Here is a 583-nt window from a genome sequence, read left to right as displayed (position 1 = left end):
GTAATGAAACAGGCCGCGCCCAGCCATAGATCGCGGCTGCTCTGAGTCTTGCGGCTACGCAGGAAGAACCACAGGGCCAGGCCCAGGTTGGCGACGCACAGGATGAGTTCGCAGGTGTTCTTCAGTGGCGTCAGGCCGCTGCCGGGGATATAGCTCAGCGGCAGCCATTGTGGGCGCTGAGTGGCGATCAGGAACAGGGCGGCGACCAGGACAATGCCTGCTATCAGCCAGGCATTGCGGCTGCCGGGTAGGCGCAACGACAGGGCTGCCAGGCAGAGAACGGCCACCTCGACCGCACGGCTGCTGAGCCAGAAAAAGATCGCCGTGTTGGTACTGCCATCCACCACCAGCCCCGGCATGCCGGCGAAATACAGGGTATGCAACATGTCCAGGCCGGCCACGCTGGCGAAGCCGAAGACCAAGGTCTGGGCTATGGGCTCGGCGTCATGATCAGGGGTATTCCAAGCAATAGTCACAATCATCAGCGAGACGCTGATGGCGAACATTTCCAGCAGGATATGCACCGAGAGGTAGTCGGCCGGACGGGCAGTGAAGATGGCAATCGGAGGCAGGCTCAGGGCCA

General features: G+C 61.9%; 1 protein-coding gene. It reads right to left on the bottom strand.

The genetic code is table 11. The annotated features are described in order from the left end of the window. The coding region (locus tag N1078_RS19475) for an MASE3 domain-containing protein (protein WP_274089707.1) at window positions 1-583 on the bottom strand (583 nt) is incomplete at both ends.

Source organism: Pseudomonas sp. MIL19 (genome assembly GCF_028680365.1).
Taxonomy (GTDB): Bacteria; Pseudomonadota; Gammaproteobacteria; order Pseudomonadales; family Pseudomonadaceae; genus Aquipseudomonas; species Aquipseudomonas spirodelae.
The sequence above is the reverse complement of the archived record's forward strand: the minus strand, read 5'-3'. Positions and strand labels throughout refer to the sequence as shown.